The following is a 17,519-nucleotide window of genomic DNA, read 5'->3' on the forward strand; positions in this document are numbered from 1 at the left end:
TGACCAGGTGCCCTGCCGACTCGGGCACCCGCCCGCGTGCCCTTGAGGCCGCGGGGCACGCGGCCCCGACCGTGCCCGCACGGCAGTGGGCCGGGCAGCCCGGACAGCGCGCCCCGGCGGCCACGGTCGGGCATGCCGCCCGCATGCCCTCAAGGCCCGGCGCCGTCACCCCGCCCGTGTGCCCCGTGCCGCGACTCCGCGGGACCGGGCACCGCCCTCGCGTGCCACGTGCCGCAGGGTGCGGGTCGGACACCCCGCCCCTGCACCCCCAAGCCGTGGTCGCACACCCCTCTCACGGGCCCGCAGGACGGCGCCGGGCACCCGCCCGCATGCTTCGTGCCGCAGGGCCGGGCCGGATCCCGCGCCCACACCCCGCACCCGCACAGCCACAGCCGGGGCACCGCCTGCCCGCACAGTCTCGGATCAGCATCCGGCCGCAGGTGCCGGGCCGGATCCCGCGCCCCGCACCCCGCACAACCACAGCCGGGGCACCGCCGCCCGCACAGCCGCGAGTCGGCACCCGGCCGCGGGTGCCGGCGGGCGCGAGGGCGGAGCGCCCGGTCTCCGGGTGGGGACGTGCCCGTCCGGGCGCCTTCGTGACCGGGGCCGAGGGCTGCTCCGGGATGGCGGCGGTCGCGGCCTTCGGGCCCGTGGGGCGCATCGGCGCGAGGGTGCCCGCTTCGATCTCCGCGGCGAAGTGGCAGGCCACCCGGTGGCCGTCGCCGGTGTCCGTCAGCTCAGGGCGGTCCTGGGCGCAGCGGGGCTGCGCCCACGGGCACCGGGTGTGGAAGCGGCACCCCGCGGGAGGGGCGGCCGGGGAGGGCAGGTCGCCGTGGAGCAGGATCCGCTCGCGGCGGTCCTCCACCTCCGGGTCGGGGACGGGCACCGCGGACATGAGGGCGCGTGTGTACGGGTGCTTCGGCGCCTCGTACAGCGCGTCGCTCGGGGCCTCCTCGACGAGCGAGCCGAGGTACATCACGCCGATGACGTCGGAGATGTGCCGGACGACGGCGAGGTCGTGGGCGATGACCAGGTACGTCAGGCCCAGCTGCTCCTGGAGCTCCTCCAGCAGGTTGATGACCTGCGCCTGGATGGACACGTCCAGCGCGGACACCGGCTCGTCGCAGATGATGACGTCCGGTTCGAGGACGAGCGCGCGGGCGATGCCGATGCGCTGGCGCTGCCCGCCGGAGAACTCGTGCGGATAGCGGGACAGGGCGTTCGACGGGAGGCCGACCCGTTCCAGGATCGCCTTGATCCGGTTGCGCCGGTCCTCCTGGTCGTCGCCGATGCCGTGCGCCAGCATGCCCTCGGTGAGGATGGACTCGATGTTCTGGCGGGGGTTGAGGCTGCCCAGGGGGTCCTGGAACACCATCTGCAGCCTGCGGCGGAACCGGCGCATCTGCTCCTCGGGGAGCGCCGCGAGGTCCGTGCCGTCGAAGACGACGGAGCCGTCCGTGACGTCCACCAGGCGCAGCACCGCGCGGCCCAGCGTGGTCTTGCCGCAGCCGGACTCGCCGACCAGGCCGTACGTCTGGCCGGCCTCGACCTTCAGGGACACCCCGTCGACCGCGTAGACGTGGCCCACCGTGCGGTCGAAGAGCAGGCCCTTCTTGACCGGGAAGTGGACTTTCACGCCGTCCAGTTCGAGCAGGCTCATGCCTGGACCTCCTCGGGCAGGACCGGGTTGACGCACCGCACCTGGTGGCCGGCGTTCCCGGGTTCGGTCAGGGCCGGCGTGCCCGACAGGCACTCCAGCGTGTAGTGGTCGCAGCGCGGCGCGAACGCACAGCCGTCGACCCAGGCGATCTTGTCGTTGATGGAGCCGCGGATCGGGTTGAGCGGCTCGCCGCGCGGCGCGTCCAGCCGCGGGATGGAGCCCAGCAGGCCGTGCGCGTACGGGTGGGTGGGGTGGGCGAACAGCTCGCGGCGGTCCGCCGACTCCACCGCCTTGCCCGCGTACAGGACGTTGACCTGGTCGCAGAGCCCGGCCACCACCCCGAGGTCGTGGGTGATCATCAGCAGGGCCGTGCCCTCCTGGTCCACGAGCTCCTTCAGCAGTTCCAGGATCTGGGCCTGGATCGTCACGTCCAGGGCGGTCGTCGGCTCGTCGGCGATCAGCAGGCGCGGCGCGCAGGCGACTGCCATGGCGATCAGGGCGCGCTGGCGCATGCCGCCGGACAGCTGGTGGGGGTATTCCTTCAGTCTGCGGTGCGGGTCGGGGATGCCGACGCGGTCCAGCAGGTGCGCGGCCTCCTTCCGGGCGGGCTCGCCCTTCATCCCGCGGTGGCGCTGGAGGATCTCGGTGACCTGGACGCCGATCGGGATGACCGGGTTCAGGGAGGACAGCGGGTCCTGGAAGATCATCGCGAGCTTGCTGCCGCGCATGTCGCGCAGCCGGCGCGGGCTCATGGCGAGCAGGTCCTCGCCGTCGAACTCGGCGCGCCCGCCGATCGTCACGCCCTTGCGGGGCAGCAGGCCCATGAGGGCGAGCGACGTGACGGACTTGCCGCAGCCGGACTCGCCGACCAGGCCCACGACCTGGCCCTGGTCGACGGTGAAGGAGACGCCGTCCACGGCGGCGGAAGGCGTCCGGCCACGGCCGCCGAACGTCACGGTGAGTTCGTCAACAGTGAGCAGTGGCATGGTCGTTCAGCCTCGCAGCTTCGGGTCGAGGGCTTCCCGCATGGCCTCGCCGAGCAGGGTGAAGCCGAGGGCGGTGATGATGATCCCGACCGCCGGGTAGACGGCCATCATCGGCGCGTTGTCGAAGAACCGCTGCGCCTGGGCGAGCATCACGCCCCACTCGGGCACGGCGGGGTCCGGGTTGCCGAGGCCCAGGTACGACAGCGCGGCCGCCTCGATGATCGCGGTGGCGAGGCTGAGGGTCGCCTGGACGATCACGGGGCTGAGCGAGTTGGGGAGGATCTGGGTGACGACGATCCGCTTCTTCCGCACGCCGAGCGCCTTCGCCGCCAGGACGTAGTCGGAGCCGCCCTGGGCCAGCATGGAGCCGCGCAGCAGGCGGGCGAAGACCGGGATCTGGACGACGCCGACGGCGATCATCACGGTGGTGAGGGACTGGCCCATCACGGCCGCGATGGACACGGCGAGGAGCAGCGACGGGAGCGACAGCATGATGTCGATGACCCGCATGACGACGGTGTCGACGCGCTGTCCCGCCCGGCCGCCGAGGGTGGCGGCGGCGCCGGAGACCATGCCGATCAGGGCGCCGGCGAGGAGTCCGATGAGCATGGCGACGACGCCCACGAGGAGCGTCTGGCGGGCGCCGACGAGGATGCGGGAGAACGTGTCGCGGCCGAGGTGGTCCAGGCCGAACCAGTTCTCCGCGCGGGCGCCGACGAACTGGCCGCGGTTGGCGAACACCTCGCCGCGCCAGGTCTGCGCGGTCGGCGAGTACGGGGCCAGCCAGGGGCCGACGATCGCGATGAGCACGAAGACGCCGATGACCGCGGCGCCGATGACGGCCATCTTGCTGGACCTCAGGCGGCGGAAGGCCTCGTTCCAGAGGCTGCCGCCGGAGGTGCTGTCGTTGCGCTGGGTGAGCTCCGCGAGGTGGTCGATCTTGTCCTTCTTGGTGAACGTCTTGGCGGACACGTCAGTTCACCCGCACTCTCGGGTCGATGAGGCTGTACGCGAGGTCGACCAGCAGGTTGATGACGACGTACACCATCGTGATGAACATGATGAAGCCGACCAGGACCGGGTAGTCGCGTGCGTCGATGGCCAGGCGGATGAAGTTGCCGATGCCGTTGAAGGAGAACACGGACTCGGTGAGGACGGCGCCGGACAGCAGGGAGCCGGTGAGCAGGCCGATGGCGGTGACCACGGGCAGCAGCGCGTTGCGCAGCACGTGGCGGCCGCGGACGACGCGCTTGTCCAGGCCCTTCGACTCGGCGGTGCGGACGTAGTCCTCGCCGAGGACCTCCAGCACGCTCGCGCGGGTCATCCGGACGATGACGGCGAGCGGGATGGAGGCGAGGGTGACCGCGGGCAGGACGAGGTGCCACAAGGCGTCCGCGGCGGCGTCGAACTCGCCGGTGAGCAGGCCGTCGAGGACGGCGAAGCCGGTCACCTCGGTCGCGTCGATGCCGGTGGTCATCCGGCCGAAGCTGGGGAAGAGGCCGAGTTCCACGGCGAAGATGCCCTTGAGGATCATGCCGAGGAAGAACACCGGCACGCAGATGCCGAAGAGCGAGCCGGACACCGAGGCCACGTCGAGCCAGCCGCCGCGGCGACGGGCCGCCAGGTAGCCGAGCGGGATGCCGACCGCCACGGCGATGATCATGGCGGTGAGGCTGAGTTCCACGGTCGCCGGGAACCGCAGGACGAACTCGTCCCACACCGGCTGGCGGGTGCGGGTGGAGGTGCCGAGGTCGAGTTCGGCGATGCGCTTGAGGAACCGCCCGTACTGGACCCAGACCGGCTGGTCGAGGCCGAGGGCCCGGTTGATGCGCGCCACCTCGGACGGTGTGGCCTTCTCGCCCAGGATCGCCGCGGCGGGTCCGCCGGGCAGCCGGTTCAGCCAGACGAAGAGCAGGACCGACAGGCCGAGCAGGGTGGGAATGAGCTGGAGCAGTCTTCGTACGACGAGTCGCAGCACCCCGCATGCCCCTTTCTCGCGTCCGCGGGATTCTCACGCCGGACGCGTGCTACGTCGCGATGGGTCCGCCCGGCCACGCTTGTGGTGTGGCCGGGCGGACCCCGCGTGCGGATGCGGTTACTTGAAGGAGACCTCGGCGAAGTTCTCCTGCGTCAGCGGGGAGACCTTCGGCGGGTTGACGTTCTTGCCGAACGCGATGGCGGGCGGCGACGAGGAGATGGGGAGACCGGGCAGGTACTCCATGATCTTCTCGTTGGCGGCCTTGTAGGCCTCCACGCGCTGCGCCGGGTCGGTCACCTTCGAGGCGCCGGTGACGGCGTCGAAGACCGCGGGCTCCTTGAAGCCCCACTGCTTGTCGTAGCCGGAGAACCAGGTGCCGATGAAGTTGTAGCCGTCGTTGAAGTCACCGGTCCAGCCGAGCATGTGCAGGGCGCACGCTCCGGCCTCGGTGGCGTCCAGGTAGTCCGGGGCCCACTTGAGGGGCTTCGGCGTGACGGTGATGCCGGCCTTCTCCAGGTCGGCCTTCATCAGCTCGAAGATGTCCTGCGGGGCCGGCATGTAGGGCCGGGTGACCTCGGTCGGGTAGCAGAACTCCAGCTTCAGGCCGGACTCGCCGGCGGCCTCCAGCAGCTGCTTCGCCTTGGCGGTGTCGAACGGGTACGTCTTCACCTTGTCCGACCAGCCGGCGACGGTGTCCGGCATGAACTGCGTGGCGACCTTGCCGCCCTCGGGCAGCTGCGTCTTGACGATGTTCTCGCGGTCGACGGCGTGCGCGATGGCCTGGCGGACCTCGGGCTTCTGCAGCGCCGGGTTCTTCTCCTGGGTCATGCCCAGGTAGAAGATGTTGAAGACGTCACGCGTCGGGACCTGGAAGCCCTCCCCCTCCAGGGTCTTCACGTCCGCCGGGGACACCAGGTCGTAGCCGTGGATGTCGCCGGCCTGCAGGGCCTGGCGGCGGCCTTCCTCGGTGTCGATGGTGCGGAAGACGAGCTTCTTCACCTTCGCCTTGTCGCCCCAGTAGTCGTCGAAGCGCTCAAGGGTGACTTCCTTGTTGCCCTTGTTCCAGCCGGTGATCCGGAACGGGCCGGTGCCGGCGACCGTACCGGGCTCCTGGCTGTACGCCGGGTAGGTGATGGCGTCGTCGGCGCCGGTCGCGGCCTGCTTCTCGTACTCCTTGATGGCCTTCGGCGAGTGGATCGCGAGGGCCTGCAAGGAGAAGCCGCCGGGCAGGTTGGCGGACGGCTCGTGGACGGTGATGACGGCGGTGTTCTCGTCCTTCGCGACACAGGACTTGTAGTTGGCCTTGGGGGCCTCCTTGTCCTCGTTCTTCGCGAAGCCGCCCATGATGGCCTGCCAGTAGTACGACACGGCGCTGGACTGGTACGTGCCCGTCCAGTTGAACCAGTGGTCGTAGTTGGCGCAGACCGCGGCCGCGTTGAACGGCTCGCCGTCGTGGAACTTCACGCCCTTGCGGAGGTTGAAGGTCCACTCGGTGCCCGCGGGATTGCTCTCCCACGTCTCGGCGAGGCCGCCGACGAGTTCGCTGCCGCCGGACTCGTGCTCCAGCAGGGCCTCGAAGGCCTGGCGGGTGACGCGGAACGTCTCGCCGTCGCTGGCGAGGGCCGGGTCGAGGGAGCTCGGGTCGCCGGCACCGGCGAACACGAACGTGTCCTTTCCGCCGCCCTCCCCCTTGCCGCTGTCCTTGCCGCGCTCGCTGGCGCAGCCCGTGGCGATCATTCCGACGGCCAGCGCCGCGGTGACCGCACGGACCGCACGGGACTTGAATATTCGCATGGGCCACCCCTGGTTTGGCCTAGTGAATGAGGTCTTGAGTGGGCCGAACACTACCCACGGGTGGACCTGCGGAGAACAGTCCGGATAGCGGTGATACCTAGTCGAGACCCGGACAGTCGCCAAACCGGTCCCATCCGGGACAAGCCCGCGGGGCGCGTTAACACGCCTGACATACAGGGGACTTCGGGGCGCGCTCCGGCGGCCCCGCCGAACGGCAGGTCAGCGCTGCTGCGGGTAGCCGTAGCCGGTCGCGCCGGGCGCCGGCGGGGCGGCGAGGTGCGCCTCACGGTCGTAGAAGGGGCGGGCGTGGGCGCGCAGCCACATCGCGACCGGGTCGTAGGGGTCGGACATCGCGACCGTGGACACCGGCAGACCGTCCGGGACGGCTCCTACGGACTGCTGCATCATGGCGCGGACGGCGTCCACGGAACCGGGGCTCGTGTCGTACAGGTCGAGGCCGATCGCGAGGTACGGGGTGCCGAGGGCTGGCTGCACCCACGCCCGGCGCAGGGAGCGGACGGCGGCGGTGCGGTGCGCGTTCTGGGTGAGCAGGGCGTAGAACTGCGGCAGCTGGAGTGCGGGTTCGCCGAGCCGCAGCGGTCCCGCGGGCATGCGGTCCAGGCCGGTGGCGATGCGGCGCAGGTCGGCCCACGGGACGCCGACGCCGCCGCCGGGGGCGTGCGGGTTGAGCCAGATGCCCCAGCGGTCGGGGTAGAGGGTGCGGGCCACGTCGCGGACGGCGACGACCTCGTGGTCGCGGTCCCAGCCGGAGGCGGAGAGTTCCTGGGCGGAGGTGACGCAGGGGGCGTAGCCGTGCCCGTCGAGTTCCACGTTGCCGTACTGCGCCTCGGGGGAGCCCGCCCGGCCGTGCCACAGCAGCATCCACACCTGGCTGTCGGCCAGCGCGTGCAGCAGGGCCTCGTAGGCGTCGTAGCGGCCGGGCGTGACCTGCCGCAGCATGTGCTCCACGTGACCGGCCGCCGCCGTGCCTGACGCGCTCACTGGATCCCGCCCCTCGTTCCGCGTGGTGTCCGGTCCAGCTTAAGCGGCCGCCCGGCGCGCGGCCCCGCCCAGGCACCGTGTTCCGCGGGTCGGCGGGGCCCGCGGGTGCGCCCGGCGGCCCCGGGGGCGGCGGTCAGGAGGCGGGGGCACGGTCGTAGAAGGGGCGGACCTTCTCCCGCATCCAGTCGCCGACGGGGTCCTGGGCGACGTCGAGCAGGATCAGGTTCACCGGCCAGGGCACCGGGACCCGGCCGAGGGCCCGGCCCAGGGCGTCCAGGGGGGCCGTGCGGTCGGCGTCCCCCCACGACGAGAGCTGGACGCCGACGAAGAGCGCGGGCGGGTCGCCTTCGATGCTCGCCAGGGCGCGGCGGGCGGTGAGGACGAGGCCGGTGGCCTCGAACTCCTGCCCGGCGGCGGCGAGGAAGTCGACGGGGTCGTCCTTCCAGTCCGGCTCGAAGAGGCGGACGCGGCCCCCGGTCGCGGGACCGTCCAGCGGGCCGCGTCCGGCGCGGCACAGCTCGGCGACGGCCGGCGGCGGCAGCGGCACGCCGACGGCGCCGCCCGGGTTCACGGCGATGCCGAGCTGCGGCGGGAGCCCGCGGGCGAACTCGACGGCGGGCGCCACGGCGAAGTCCATGTGGTCTCCGACGCAGGCGCGCAGCTGCGCCTCGGAGCTGAAGACGGGCACGTACGGCTGTCCGTCGACCTCCAGTGTCGGCAGGTCGAGCCCGGGGCCGCCGGGGCCGGCGCTGTCGGGGCCGCCGCCCTTGGGGAGGGGCACCCACACGTGGCTGCGGCCGAGGACCTCGCCGATGCGCGGTCCGGCACCGGGGTGGCCGACGGAGGCGGCGAGGACCTCTTCGAGCTCGTTGGCCGGCCAGGCGGTGGCGGCTGCTGCGTGGTCCACGGCGCTCCATCCCTTTCCGCGCGGGGCACTTGGGTCTCCGCAGAACCCTAGCGCGGGGGCGGTGGGGCGGGGCGGCAGGGCCCCTCCGCGGTGGCCGGGCGACAGCCGCGGAGACCGGCAGCACCACGTCGGGGCGCGGGCGGGGCGACGTGCGGTGGGCGAGGGGGAGGTCCCGGGGCGGTGTGCCCGTGGGTCCCGGCCGGCAGCGGGGCGCGCCGGTGCGGGGGGCGGGGGTGAGCGCCTCGTGGGCCCCGTCCGCCGGACGGCCGGGGCAGGGGGTGGCCGGGTACAAGGCCGCGAGGCCGCGGTGGCCGGGCGGCAGCCGCGGAGACCGGCAGCACCACGTCGGGGCGCGGGCGGGGCCGGGCCGCGGGGCGCACCGCCCGGTCCGGCCGCTCGCCCGTCCGGCCGGCGGCGTCACGACGGGCGCGCCCGCGGTCGGGCGCCTGGTCAGGCCGGAGGTCCCCACCCGGGCGGCGCCCGTGGGGCGTCCCCTCCCCCGGTCAGCCGCCGAAGGTGATCCGGGCCAGCGCTCCGGCGGCCGCCCGGTCCAGCAGGACCGCGGAGGCGCAGCCGCCCGGCAGCACTCCCCGCTCGGCGTCGCGCAGCAGCCGGCCGACGGCTCTGCGGTGGCGGGCGAAGGCGTACGCGGAGACGCCGCGGCCCCGCTCGCGCTGGCCCGCGCGGGCGGTGTCGGGGTCCACGTCGAGCAGCAGCAGGTGCAGCGCGCGGCCCCGCCGCCGGGCCTCGCGGGCGAGCCAGCGGCGGACCCAGGACTGGGTGCCGCAGTCGTGGACGACGAGGCTCCGACCGGACCGCAGGGCGCTCCACAGTCCTGCGTAGTGGGCGGCGCGCACGAGCGGGCGGTAGACCGCGTACGGGACGAGCCGGGGGGCCCGGCGCTCCCAGCGCTCGCGGACGTCCTGGGAGTCGACGGCGCGGCCGGGCGCGGCGCGGCGCATCAGCGTGGACTTGCCGCTGCCGGGCAGCCCGGAGACCACGACGACGTCGCCGTCCGCGAAGGCCAGCTCGCGGGGGCCGCGTCGGGCGCGGTCGCGCAGGTCGCGCAGCACGGGCGCGGCGACCGTCGGCGGGGCGCCCGCGCGGTGCGGGGTGCCCGCGGAAAGCGGGACGGCGGTGGTGTCGCCGCGGGCGGGCAGCCCGGACGGCGCGGGCACCCCCGCGGTCACGGCGTACGCCTCGGACCGCTGCAATGTCATGGCCCCTCCCGGGTCGGCTCCCCACAGCCTGCCCACGAAGTGTAAAGAAACGGTAATAGGTCTCAAGTGATTCGCCGACAAGTGAAGGGTTTGCCGATCGGGACCCTCGTGCAATGATGTGCGCGCCGACAACCGCATACCGGCCGATCGAATCCGTGCGGGAGAGTTCCGGACCAGCCTCAGACGCTGGGCCGGGCGCCGAAGGAGCAAGTCCCTCCCTTGAATCTCTCAGGCCCCGCACCGCACGGGTGAGGCAGATCTGAAAAGCGAGCCGTCCCCTTCCGAGGGCGGACGGCTCCACCCAAGGTGCAAGCCGCGCCCGGCGGGTCCTCCCGCGGGTCACGGCGAACCTCTCAGGTTCCGATGACAGATGGGGAGGAATCGTCCTCGCCATTCTCGCCCCCTGGACCTGGGAGCCCCCTTCATGAGCACTTCCCCGCGCCGTACGGCCCTTGATGCGCTGCATCGTTCGCTGGGCGCCACCATGACCGACTTCGCCGGCTGGGACATGCCGCTGCGGTACGGCAGCGAGCGCGACGAGCACCAGGCCGTCCGGACGCGGGCCGGCCTCTTCGACCTCTCCCACATGGGCGAGATCACCGTGACGGGACCGCAGGCCGCGGACCTGCTCGACTACGCGCTCGTCGGCAACATCGGCGGTGTCGGCACCGGTCGCGCCCGCTACACGATGATCTGCCGGGAGGACGGCGGCATCCTCGACGACCTGATCGTGTACCGGCTCCAGGAGCAGGAGTACATGGTCGTCGCCAACGCGTCGAACGCGCAGGTCGTCCTGGACGCGCTGACCGAGCGCGCGGCCGGCTTCGACGCGCAGGTGCGCGACGACCGCGACGCGTACGCGCTCATCGCCGTCCAGGGCCCCGAGTCCCCCGGCATCCTGAAGTCCCTCACCGACGCGGACCTGGACGGGCTGAAGTACTACGCCGGCCTGCCCGGCACGGTCGCGGGCGTGCCCGCGCTGATCGCCCGTACCGGCTACACCGGCGAGGACGGCTTCGAGCTGTTCGTGGCGCCGGAGCACGCCGAGCCGCTGTGGCGGGCCCTCACCGAGGCCGGCGCCCCGGTCGGGCTCATCCCCTGCGGCCTGTCCTGCCGCGACACGCTGCGCCTGGAGGCGGGCATGCCGCTGTACGGGCAGGAGCTGACCACGGAGCTGACCCCGTTCGACGCGGGCCTCGGCCGGGTCGTGAAGTTCGAGAAGGCCGGCGACTTCGTGGGCCGCTCGGCGCTCACGGCGGCCGCCGAGCGCGCCGAGTCGGCGCCGCCGCGCAAGCTGGTCGGCCTGGTCGCCGAGGGCCGCCGGGTGCCGCGCGCCGGGATGGACGTCGTCTCGGACGGCGAGGTCGTCGGCCGTGTCACCTCGGGCGCCCCCTCCCCCACGCTGGGCAAGCCGATCGCGATGGCGTACGTCGACGCGGCCCACGCCGCCCCCGGCACGGCGGGTGTCGGTGTCGACATCCGCGGCACCCACGAGCCGTACGAGGTCGTGGCGCTGCCGTTCTACAAGCGCCAGAAGTGACATAAAGGCGTCAAAACCGGCGCTGGCGCCCGAGTGTGCCCCCGTTCCTCACCAGTCCCCCGCGTACAGGAGAATTCAGGTCATGAGCAACCCCACCGAGCTGCGCTACAGCAAGGAGCACGAGTGGCTGTCGGCCGCCGAGGACGGCGTCTCGACGGTCGGCATCACGGAGCACGCGGCGAACGCCCTGGGCGACGTCGTGTACGTCCAGCTCCCCGAGGTCGGCGACACGATCACCGCCAACGAGACCTGCGGCGAGCTGGAGTCGACCAAGTCCGTGAGCGACCTCTACTCGCCGGTGACCGGCGAGGTCACCGAGGTCAACCAGGAGGTCGTGGACGACCCCTCCCTGGTCAACACCGCCCCCTTCGAGGGCGGCTGGCTGTTCAAGGTGCGCGTCGCGGAGGAGCCCGAGGGCCTGCTCTCCGCCGACGAGTACACCGAGTACGCCGGCTGACCGGCCAGCAGCGCCCGGACACCCGCCACCTTCACCCACCCGTAGGGACCGCGTGATGTCGCTTCTGAACACCCCTCTCCACGAGCTGGACCCGGACGTCGCCGCCGCCGTCGACGCCGAGCTCAGCCGCCAGCAGAACACCCTCGAAATGATCGCCTCGGAGAACTTCGCTCCGGTCGCGGTCATGGAGGCCCAGGGCTCCGTCCTCACCAACAAGTACGCCGAGGGCTACCCGGGCCGCCGCTACTACGGCGGCTGTGAGCACGTCGACGTGGTCGAGCAGATCGCCATCGACCGCATCAAGGAGCTCTTCGGCGCCGAGCACGCGAACGTGCAGCCGCACTCGGGCGCCCAGGCCAACGCGGCGGCGATGTTCGCGCTGCTGAAGCCGGGCGACACGATCATGGGTCTGAACCTCGCCCACGGCGGGCACCTGACCCACGGCATGAAGATCAACTTCTCCGGCAAGCTCTACAACGTGGTCGCCTACCACGTGGACGAGACCGGCCGGGTCGACATGGCCGAGGTCGAGCGCCTCGCCAAGGAGTCCAAGCCGAAGCTGATCGTGGCCGGCTGGTCGGCGTACCCGCGCCAGCTCGACTTCGCCGCGTTCCGCCGGATCGCGGACGAGGTCGGGGCGTACCTGATGGTCGACATGGCCCACTTCGCGGGCCTGGTCGCCGCCGGGCTGCACCCCAACCCGGTGCCGCACGCCCATGTGGTCACCACGACCACGCACAAGACGCTGGGCGGCCCGCGCGGCGGCGTGATCCTCTCGACCGCCGAGCTCGCCAAGAAGATCAACTCCGCGGTCTTCCCCGGCCAGCAGGGCGGCCCGCTGGAGCACGTCATCGCCGCGAAGGCGGTCGCCTTCAAGGTCGCGGCGAGCGAGGACTTCAAGGAGCGCCAGCACCGCACCGTGGAGGGCGCGAAGATCCTCGCCGAGCGCCTGGTCCAGGAGGACGTCAAGGCCGTGGGCGTGGACGTCCTCTCCGGCGGCACCGACGTGCACCTGGTCCTGGTGGACCTGCGCAACAGCGAGCTGGACGGCCAGCAGGCCGAGGACCGCCTCCACGAGGTCGGCATCACGGTCAACCGGAACGCGATCCCGAACGACCCGCGGCCCCCGATGGTCACCTCGGGCCTGCGGATCGGCACCCCGGCGCTGGCCACCCGCGGCTTCCAGGCGGAGGACTTCCGTGAGGTCGCGGAGATCATCGCGGAGACCCTGAAGCCGGCCTACGACGCCGCCGCGCTGCGCGCCCGGGTCGAGGCACTCGCCGCGAAGCACCCGCTTTACCCTGGCCTGTGACGTTCGGCACGTAACAGACCATTTGCCGGGGCACCGCGCACACTGACACGGTGAGTGCGGTGCCCCGTCCCGTGCCCAGGCACCACCACCCCAGCCCCGACCTGCACCACCCCACCGGCAGACAGCGGCGTCTACCACCCAAGGAGTCCCCCGTGGCCATCTCGGTCTTCGACCTGTTCTCGATCGGCATCGGGCCGTCCAGCTCCCACACCGTCGGCCCGATGCGGGCCGCCCGCATGTTCGCGCGCCGCCTCAAGAACGAGGGCGTGCTGGCCTCCACCGCCTCCGTGCGGTGCGAGCTGTACGGCTCCCTCGGCGCCACCGGCCACGGGCACGGCACCCCGAAGGCCGTCCTGCTCGGGCTGGAGGGCGAATCGCCCCGCACGGTGGACGTGGAGTCCGCGGACGACCGGGTCGAGGCGATCAGGACCGCCGGGCGGATCAGCCTCCTGGGCGCCCACGAGATCGCCTTCGACGCCGGCGAGGACCTGGTCCTGCACCGCCGCAAGGCGCTCCCCTACCACGCCAACGGCATGACGCTGTGGGCGTACGACACCGAGGGCGCGGCGCTGCTGGAGAAGACGTACTACTCGGTGGGCGGCGGGTTCGTCGTCGACGAGGACGCGGTCGGCGCCGACCGGATCAAGCTCGACGACACGTCCCTGAAGTACCCCTTCCGCACCGGGGACGAGCTGCTGCGGCTCACCCGCGAGACCGGACTGTCGATCTCCGCGCTGATGCTGGAGAACGAGAAGGCGTGGCGCACCGAGCAGGAGATCCGCGAGGGCCTGCTGGAGATCTGGCGGGTCATGCGGGAGTGCGTCGACCGCGGCATGTCCCGCGAGGGCATCCTCCCGGGCGGCCTGCGGGTCCGCCGCCGGGCCGCCACCACGGCCCGCAAGCTGCGCTCCGAGGGCGACCCGCTGGCGCTGTCAATGGAGTGGATCACGCTCTACGCGATGGCGGTGAACGAGGAGAACGCGGCGGGCGGGCGGGTCGTGACCGCGCCCACCAACGGCGCCGCCGGCATCATCCCGGCGGTCCTGCACTACTACGTGAACTTCGTGCCGGGCGCCGACGAGGACGGCGTGGTGCGCTTCCTGCTGGCGGCGGGCGCGATCGGCATGCTCTTCAAGGAGAACGCCTCCATCTCCGGCGCGGAGGTCGGCTGCCAGGGCGAGGTCGGCTCGGCCTGCTCGATGGCGGCGGGTGCCCTCGCCGAGGTGATGGGCGGTTCGCCGGAGCAGGTGGAGAACGCCGCCGAGATCGGCATGGAGCACAACCTGGGCCTGACCTGCGACCCGGTCGGCGGCCTGGTGCAGATCCCGTGCATCGAGCGCAACGGCATGGCCGCGGTGAAGGCGGTCACGGCGGCGCGGATGGCGATGCGCGGCGACGGCACGCACAAGGTGTCCCTGGACAAGGTCATCAAGACGATGAAGGACACCGGCGCCGACATGTCGGTCAAGTACAAGGAGACCGCGCGCGGCGGTCTCGCGGTGAACATCATCGAGTGCTGAGGAGGCGGGTCCCGGGTGTCCCCGGGGCCCCTCTCGCACGCGGCGGCCACCCGGTGCCGAACCGGGTGGCCGCCGTGGTGCTCGGCCGTAGGGGCCGGCCGGGGTGCTCAGGCCCTGTTGATGCGGGTCCAGAACTCGTCCCAGCTCAGCTGCCCGTCGCCGTTGACGTCCTGCGCGTTGATGACGGCCTGGGCCACGGGCTCGGTGACGTTGAAGTCGCCCAGCTGCGCCATGACGCTCTTGTACTCGGCGGCCGTGATGAACCCGTCGCCGTCCACGTCGAACCGGTCGAAAGCCTTGCGCGCGGCCTCGATGTCCGCCATCGCTCCACCCCTTCGTGATACCTGCTGTACGGCGGTCAGCGTACCGGCTGGACCGGGCGGGGCCTGCTGGGCCCCGGAGGGTGAGGATGGGCCCATGAGAGACGCAGTGGGACGCGTACTGGCCGCGGCCGCGCGGGGCGTGTTCCCGGCTCCCGACGGTTCCGTGGCGGTCGTGCCGCAACCGGGTCCGCGGGACGCCGGAGTGCTGGCCTTCACCGCGCACTCGGTGGTGTTCGTCGACGAGGACCCCGCCTGGGTGCGCGCCCGGTTGGCGGCCGTGGGGAGGGACCCGCTGGCGGCCGCCGTGAGCCCCCGCTTCCTCACCGCGCTGATGGACCGTACGGGGCGGTGGACGGACGGCGTCGACCTGCTGACCGTCGCGGACCGCCTGCCGGGCGGACCGCCCGTGGAGTTGCGGGAGATCGAGGACCCGGAGCACCCGCGGGTCGTACGGGCCCGTGCGTACCGCGACGACGTGCGGGTGTGGCGGGCGGCCGAGGGCGGCGTGGTGGTCGTGGGGCGGGCGGTGGCGGGCCGCTGGGAGTGCGCGATCGAGGTGGACGAGGGGGCGCGCGGCCGTGGCCTGGGCGCCCGGCTGGCCCTGGCCGCCCGGCATCTCGTGCCGGGCGGCCACGTGTGGGCGCAGGCGTCGCCCGGCAACGCCATGAGCGTGCGCGCCTTCCAGGCGGCGGGCTACCGGCCGGTGGGCGCCGAGGCGTTGCTGACGGCGGGCTGACGCCTGCCGTCCGGACCGGGCGGCTCAGCGGAAGACGCCGGTGTGGCCCAGGGAGTAGCGGCCGGGCTGTGGGTAGACGGCCAGTCCGTGGGGGCCGTCGCCGACGGGGATGCGGGCCAGTTGCCTGCCGGTCGTGGTGTCGATGGCGTACACCTCGGAGTCGTACCGGCCGGAGAGCCACAGGACCTTGCCGTCCGCCGAGACGCCGCCCATGTCGGGCGAGCCGCCGTCGGGCAGCCACCACTTCTTGGTCAGCTTGTTCTTCGTGAAGTCGAAGACGGAGATGGAGCCCTCCCCGCGGTTCGGGACGTACATCTCCTTGGAGTCCCGCGAGATGTACAGGCCGTGGCAGCCCTTGCCGGTGGGCAGCAGGGTCGGGGTGGTGAACTTCTCGCCGTCCAGGACCCACATGCCGTGCGCCATCATGTCGGCGATGTAGAAGGTCTTGCCGTCCGGGGAGAGCTTGACGTCCTGCGGCATGGCCCCGTTGAAGGGGAGCTTCTGCTGCCCGACGACCTTCATCTTCTGCGTGTCGACCTTCAGCAGTTCGCCGGAGAACTCGCAGGACACGATGAAGTAGCGGCCGTCCGCGGAGAAGTCGGCGTGGTTCACGCCGTAGCAGGTGACCGGTTCGGTGTGGACGCGCTTCATGGTGTGCGGGTCACGGAAGACCAGTTCGCGGTCGAGGGAGGCCATGACGACCGCGTGCTTGCCGTTCGGCGTGAAGTACAGGTTGTACGGGTCGTGGACCTCCACGTCCTTGCCGCGCTTGCCCGTCGCGGGGTCGATGGGGGTGAGGGTGTGGCCCTGGTTGTTGTTGACCCAGAGGGTCTTCAGGTCCCAGGAGGGCACCACGTGCTGGGGGTGCTTGCCGACCGGGATGGTCTCGACGACCTCGTACGTCTTCGGGTCGATGACGGTGACGGTGTTGGAGAGCGTGTTGGGCACGTAGACGCGGGAAGGGAAGTCCTTCACGACGGGCGAGAGCTTGTTCGGCCGGTCGGCGGCGTAGATGTCCTTGGCGTCGAGGACCGGGGGCATCCCCGGCAGTCCGGCGGGGACGGCGGGCTTCTTCGGGACGGGAGGCGCGGCGGCCTTGGGCACGGCCGGTTCGCTCGCCGAGCCGCAGCCGGAGGCGAGGGCGGCGAGGAGGGCGGCCGCGAGCAGGATCGAGGGGCGTTTCATCATGTGCACGGTCACCCGACCATTTAAGGGTGAGGTGCTACGTAAGGTACCGATTGACCCGTCATGTGCCGTTTTTTGGTGGCAACGCCCCCCGTCTGCCATAGTCGGCACTGCGACCCCCATGACCCGGGCCAGGTCGTCGACAGCGCCGTCGGACACACCCCTTACCCGTTCGGGGCGCTCCTGTGCAGAAGCCCCCGCGCGGTACCGTCACCACGGCACGCAGGGGGCTTCCGTGCGTTCGGCGCCCCGACGGCACCGAGGGGCGCGGCGTCGGTGTCTGCCGGCGCGGCCGTCGGCCGTCACGCCGCAGGTGCGCGCAGCTCCGCCGCGATGATCACGTTTCCGCAGAGGCCGGCCAGGTGCAGTGAGCGGCTGTCGGCCTCGTCCCGCACGCCCCGTACGCGCACGCCGTGCCGGCGCAGCCGCTCGCGGACCGTGTCCAGGTCGGGGGTGTACAGCACCAGCAGGAGCCGGCCGCCGCTCCGGCGGCCCACCAGTTCGCGCCCGCGGTCGCCGGCGGCGGCCATGAGCCGGACGCCGGCCGGCTCCTGACCGGGCAGGCCGATGTGCAGGAAGCGGTGGCCGCCGGCCGTCCCGTCGTGCAGGACGCGGAAGCCGAGGGCGTCGCGGTAGGGCCAGCGCCGCGTCCTGGTCGTCGACCAGGACGACCACGCGCCCCAGCGCGGAGAACGGGCTGTCGTCGGTGTGAGCGGTCATGCCCGGCAGCCTGGGCGGAGCCACTGACAGCGCCTCAGGAGACGGGAACCCCGTGAGGGCTCGGGCAGGAGCCCGGCGGGCGCGGGACGCAGGGCCTGGCGGCGCGGGCGCGGTGGACAGGGGCGGCGCGGGCGCGGAGACCGGCGGGAACCGCATACGGCAGACCCGGGCGCATGAGC

The 17,519-nt window shown here is 72.5% G+C and carries 15 protein-coding genes, 1 pseudogene and 1 riboswitch; of the genes and pseudogenes, 5 read left to right on the plus strand and 11 right to left on the minus strand.

Translation table 11 applies throughout. The features are described from left to right. Window positions 1-292: 292 nt before the first annotated feature. From BJP40_RS00085 to BJP40_RS00120, 8 genes are all read right to left on the minus strand, one after another. Window positions 293-1,660: an ABC transporter ATP-binding protein gene (locus BJP40_RS00085; RefSeq protein WP_226962434.1), complete on the minus strand. Its 1,368-nt coding sequence runs from the start codon at window positions 1,658-1,660 to the stop codon at window positions 293-295. Continuing rightward, window positions 1,657-2,646, minus strand: coding sequence for an ABC transporter ATP-binding protein (locus BJP40_RS00090; protein ID WP_071277441.1), 990 nt, complete (start codon window positions 2,644-2,646; stop codon window positions 1,657-1,659). The genes BJP40_RS00085 and BJP40_RS00090 overlap by 4 nt, the downstream gene beginning before the upstream one ends. A gap of 6 nt (window positions 2,647-2,652) precedes the next feature. Next, complete coding sequence (locus BJP40_RS00095) at window positions 2,653-3,618, minus strand: ABC transporter permease (RefSeq protein ID WP_071277443.1); 966 nt, start codon at window positions 3,616-3,618, stop codon at window positions 2,653-2,655. Between the two features lies 1 nt (window position 3,619). Beyond that, window positions 3,620-4,624 carry an ABC transporter permease gene (locus BJP40_RS00100; protein ID WP_071277445.1) on the minus strand — a complete coding sequence of 335 codons (1,005 nt, stop codon included), beginning with the start codon at window positions 4,622-4,624 and terminating at the stop codon, window positions 3,620-3,622. A gap of 117 nt (window positions 4,625-4,741) precedes the next feature. After that, entirely contained in the window at window positions 4,742-6,418 is a 1,677-nt protein-coding gene (locus BJP40_RS00105; protein WP_071268913.1) for an ABC transporter substrate-binding protein, read from the minus strand. Between the two features lie 219 nt (window positions 6,419-6,637). After that, window positions 6,638-7,420: an enhanced serine sensitivity protein SseB C-terminal domain-containing protein gene (locus BJP40_RS00110; protein ID WP_071277447.1), complete on the minus strand. Its 783-nt coding sequence runs from the start codon at window positions 7,418-7,420 to the stop codon at window positions 6,638-6,640. Between the two features lie 133 nt (window positions 7,421-7,553). Continuing rightward, entirely contained in the window at window positions 7,554-8,327 is a 774-nt protein-coding gene (locus BJP40_RS00115; protein WP_071277449.1) for an enhanced serine sensitivity protein SseB, read from the minus strand. Window positions 8,328-8,830: 503 nt separating this feature from the next. Then, complete coding sequence (locus BJP40_RS00120) at window positions 8,831-9,547, minus strand: AAA family ATPase (protein WP_071277451.1); 717 nt, start codon at window positions 9,545-9,547, stop codon at window positions 8,831-8,833. A gap of 148 nt (window positions 9,548-9,695) precedes the next feature. After that, window positions 9,696-9,800, plus strand: a riboswitch (glycine riboswitch). 171 nt (window positions 9,801-9,971) lie between these two features. Here BJP40_RS00120 and gcvT point away from each other — a divergent pair. The 4 genes from gcvT (at window position 9,972) to BJP40_RS00140 (ending at window position 14,376) form a co-directional block, all read left to right on the plus strand. Beyond that, entirely contained in the window at window positions 9,972-11,087 is a 1,116-nt protein-coding gene (gene gcvT, locus BJP40_RS00125) for a glycine cleavage system aminomethyltransferase GcvT (RefSeq protein ID WP_071277453.1), read from the plus strand. 82 nt (window positions 11,088-11,169) lie between these two features. Beyond that, entirely contained in the window at window positions 11,170-11,544 is a 375-nt protein-coding gene (gene gcvH, locus BJP40_RS00130) for a glycine cleavage system protein GcvH (RefSeq protein WP_071277455.1), read from the plus strand. Window positions 11,545-11,599: 55 nt separating this feature from the next. Continuing rightward, window positions 11,600-12,856 carry a serine hydroxymethyltransferase gene (glyA, locus tag BJP40_RS00135; protein WP_071277457.1) on the plus strand — a complete coding sequence of 419 codons (1,257 nt, stop codon included), beginning with the start codon at window positions 11,600-11,602 and terminating at the stop codon, window positions 12,854-12,856. Window positions 12,857-13,008: 152 nt separating this feature from the next. Continuing rightward, window positions 13,009-14,376 carry an L-serine ammonia-lyase gene (locus BJP40_RS00140; RefSeq protein ID WP_071277459.1) on the plus strand — a complete coding sequence of 456 codons (1,368 nt, stop codon included), beginning with the start codon at window positions 13,009-13,011 and terminating at the stop codon, window positions 14,374-14,376. A gap of 107 nt (window positions 14,377-14,483) precedes the next feature. Here the strand turns inward: BJP40_RS00140 and BJP40_RS00145 are convergent, their stop codons facing one another. Then, window positions 14,484-14,699, minus strand: a complete 216-nt coding sequence (locus tag BJP40_RS00145; RefSeq protein WP_071271718.1) for an EF-hand domain-containing protein — start codon at window positions 14,697-14,699, stop codon at window positions 14,484-14,486. Window positions 14,700-14,793: 94 nt separating this feature from the next. Here BJP40_RS00145 and BJP40_RS00150 point away from each other — a divergent pair, with 94 nt between their 5' ends. Further along, entirely contained in the window at window positions 14,794-15,435 is a 642-nt protein-coding gene (locus BJP40_RS00150) for a GNAT family N-acetyltransferase (RefSeq protein ID WP_071277461.1), read from the plus strand. A 24-nt stretch (window positions 15,436-15,459) separates the two neighbouring features. On the opposite strand, the gene BJP40_RS00155 is transcribed toward BJP40_RS00150, so the two are convergent. Together BJP40_RS00155 and BJP40_RS00160 are read right to left on the minus strand one after the other, a co-directional pair. Beyond that, window positions 15,460-16,623, minus strand: a complete 1,164-nt coding sequence (locus BJP40_RS00155; RefSeq protein ID WP_071277485.1) for a beta-propeller fold lactonase family protein — start codon at window positions 16,621-16,623, stop codon at window positions 15,460-15,462. 299 nt (window positions 16,624-16,922) lie between these two features. Next, window positions 16,923-17,243 (minus strand): annotated as a pseudogene (locus BJP40_RS00160) (hypothetical protein); the annotation flags it as partial. Between the last annotated feature and the right edge of the window lie 276 nt (window positions 17,244-17,519).

The sequence above is a fragment of the Streptomyces sp. CC53 genome (assembly GCF_001865245.1).
GTDB lineage: Bacteria > Actinomycetota > Actinomycetes > Streptomycetales > Streptomycetaceae > Streptomyces.